Genomic DNA, 3,232 nt, shown 5'->3' with positions numbered 1-3,232 from the left:
CTCGACGGCAACAACGGGACAGTAGTGAAAACATACCAATTTTCGCCAAAAGCCCACCCCAGTGAAGTTCTGTCTATTTTTGAGCTACCAATCCCTCCTGTTTCATACAGATTCACGACAAGAACGGCTGCTTTTGAAATATTTTTTTGAGAAATATTTACAGATAGTGGCAGTCTGATCACGCAAACACTTAACATATAGCATATTACGATAAATACAGCGAATAAATAAATATATTGCTAATTGTCTTGCATTCGCTGTTGTATGGGGTAGTATTAGTAGGGAAGTGAATGGTTGATGGTGTTTAAGTGTGTATTGGAGAATGCGATGTCAAAGGCGACAAGAATTGCGGATGGACGTCAACAGGTCGGTTTGGTTCTTGATCAGGATGTGGTGGAAAGATTGGACGTTATAGCAAAGCGCGAATCCCGTACCCGTGCGCAGGTAATGGCTATTTACATTGAAAATGGAATGGACGGAGAAGAAAGGATAAATGAAGTAATAAAAGATGAAATAAAGTGCGACCAGCTTGGCAACGAAACCGATTTTACAAATTCTGATTTGGATGTTAATGAGAGATTTTATCACGCTTATGATGAAAATACCGGCGAAACCGACTTGGTTGACGGTTATTACGATCATATTGAAAATTTGGTTGATAATGGTCTTGGCAACGTCACGCTTTCGCAATTGCTTATTGCTCGCAGACAACGGGCGGTTTATAGCGAACGCAGAATGCTTAAAGAACATTGTGAGAAAAAGCGTAAGGAACAGACGCGCCTGAATGCAAAGCGCAAGCCGGAAGAGGATACGCCGTTGAAGCCTGAGGAAAGCAAGGAAGATTAACCATGAATATGGCGATTTATGAAAATGACGGACAGGAACTAAACCGAATCCGCACGAAGCGAACTTGCTTGCCTTTGATTCTGGAAATCGAGGACGGTGACAGAATTTACGAAAGGCCGATTATTGACAATCCCAATTCGCGGGAGCCTAAAGTCAGATTTGGCGTGATTGATGAAGCATGGGTAGCGTTAAAACATAAATTTAGAAATCTCCGCAATGGGCGGAGCAAAAGATAGGAAAAAGTTCGGGTAATCGTAGCCAGCCACCGGTGCGCCTCTGCGCGCTTGCCAGTAGCCAGCCAAGAACCCTTTTTTGCGGCTCAGCCGCGAAGGAGATTCTATGTCTGGCGCAATCCAGTCAGAAAATCAAAACACACCTGAAGTTCACACCGTGCAAATCCATGGTCAAGATTATCCTATCCGTGTAGGCGAGGATACGGCCAAGATTTCCCTGTATCTGAAATGGCATGAAGAGAAAATCTTTGAACGCCTGAAAAAAGCGCGCATGTCAGCAGAGCAAGGGGACGAAGAGGGCGCGACCATAGACCTTGGCGGAATGCCGTGGATGGCGTTACCTTACGGCATGGGCGGCAGGAAAGGAATGCCCTACATGGGATACCGCTTTTCTCTGCTGGAAGCGAGTGACATTATTTTAAGCCTGAGGGATTCAAATTATAACGAGAAATGTATTAACAGGATGCTGGACATTGGTTCTCTGGTGCTGATGTGCAAAGGCAGTCTGGCAAAAGTCTGGCTGGAAATAAAAGAAATCCTGCGTAAGGAGAATGCGTATGTTTTCCGCAATGTCCTTAGCCGTGCGGATATGGCAATCGACATCGGCGGGTATCCGGTGCTGCCGTTTGTGGAAAAGTTCAGGCAAAACCATGTAGTCGGGGGTGGGCGTTGCAATACGGAATATGAGGGCGCGTTTTTCAGTGAAGGCCGTTCACCCACCGCCGTCACTTGCGGCAGAAAAGGGAGGCTGTTGTGGTTGCGGATTTACGACAAACTAAGGGAAATGGACAGTTCCGGAAGCTGTGAAAAACAGGAAGCATTGGCGAAAAGATTGGGTGAACAGGAAATTCTGACGCGAATAGAGTTTGAGATCAGGCGTAATCAGTTCCAGTATTGGAATGAAGAATTTGCTTTCAGTGGGGGCGAAATCCATACGGTAGAGGACTGGCATTCACTGCGGGCAGATGTGATCGGGTATCTCATGGAAAGATGGATCAGGCTGACCAAGGAACTGCCAGACCGGAAAAACAATCATCAGGACATGGCGGAAGAGTGGGACGTTTGGAAAGGCATCAGGAATGCGGCGGTTTCAATTCTAAAGAAAGATAAGGAAGTTGAGCTTTCGCGCCCAGAACCGCCGGAACAGGATGCGCTGCATCTTTTGAATCAGGCATTGGGTTGCATGGTGAATTATCAGGCAAAATTCAAACCGCCGGTGCTTGACCACTTGGCGGGGAGAGAATGCGCGAAAACTTTCAAGGAGTTTACGGAGGCTGTTCCGGACAGATGCGAGGACAAATACCGCGAAGCTACGATCAGGAAAAACCGGCACAAGAAAAGAAAGTGCCAGCAGCAAAATCAGCCTGCGCCACAGGAAGAAAAGGGGAACATGTGAACTTTGTCTGTATTCATATTTTGAATTATGCGCGTAGCGCGGCATTGAGTGCGGACTTCGGCGAACAGCCGAAGCGGATGCACTGCATCCGGCACATTAGCGGAAAACACGATCAAGCGTTTGGAGCGAAACAAGGGCAGGCTGCGATATCACTCACGGAAACCTGTTGCTTCCGCGCTGCCTGTCCAACCTTGCACCGAGCGAACCGCCAGTCATCCCCCCTATATCCCACGGTGAAATATTACGGAGACGAACATGCTTTCGGTTCTCGGCCTGCGCGTCCGGCTACCACGCCGGTGGTGGTGATGGTGCACAATGAAAAAAATATCAGTCAAACAAGAAATATTTCTACGACACCACGGCGACGCATAACGCACGGAAAATCAAGCGGTTTAGGCAGTTTGTGGGAAGATGTGGACTGTGCAAAGAGGAAAATTTCAGGCGGTGAGATGTTGACAACGAAGGAAAGGTACAGTATGGTGATTTTACTTAAGAATAGTGGGGCGCCCGACAGAAGTCCGATTGAGGCCGGGGCGCAATGCGTACTCCGGCTTTGTTTCGGATTAGGGACAATTTGTGCGCCTAGGTGGCCGGTACTCGTAAGAGCCGGAAAGATAGCCTTGCTATTCTTAAGCCCACCTAGTACCCTGTCAGCCCTTAATTACCGGATAGAGGCGTTTCAATTTAACCCGAGCGTCGGAGGTTGTGAAGTGCCAGTCTACTCCCTTGCCCGAATCGTTGCGCCCGGCGTTCCACG

Annotated in this window: 3 protein-coding genes; 2 read left to right on the top strand and 1 reads right to left on the bottom strand. The window is 48.0% G+C overall.

What is annotated here, in order from left to right; translation table 11 throughout:
• Window positions 1–197 (bottom strand): hypothetical protein (locus tag KKA81_17080; protein MBU2652642.1); only part of this gene is annotated, 197 nt, incomplete at its 3' end.
• Between the two features lie 130 nt (window positions 198–327).
• Between KKA81_17080 and KKA81_17075 the strand changes: the two genes are divergently transcribed.
• Complete coding sequence (locus KKA81_17075; protein MBU2652641.1) at window positions 328–846, top strand: hypothetical protein; 519 nt, start codon at window positions 328–330, stop codon at window positions 844–846.
• Window positions 847–1,185: 339 nt separating this feature from the next.
• Entirely contained in the window at window positions 1,186–2,475 is a 1,290-nt protein-coding gene (locus KKA81_17070) for a hypothetical protein (protein MBU2652640.1), read from the top strand.
• The last annotated feature ends 757 nt before the right edge of the window (window positions 2,476–3,232 follow it).

It is taken from the genome of Bacteroidota bacterium (assembly GCA_018831055.1).
Classification (GTDB): Bacteria; Bacteroidota; Bacteroidia; order Bacteroidales; family B18-G4; genus M55B132.
This window is presented reverse-complemented; position numbering and strand designations above follow the sequence as displayed.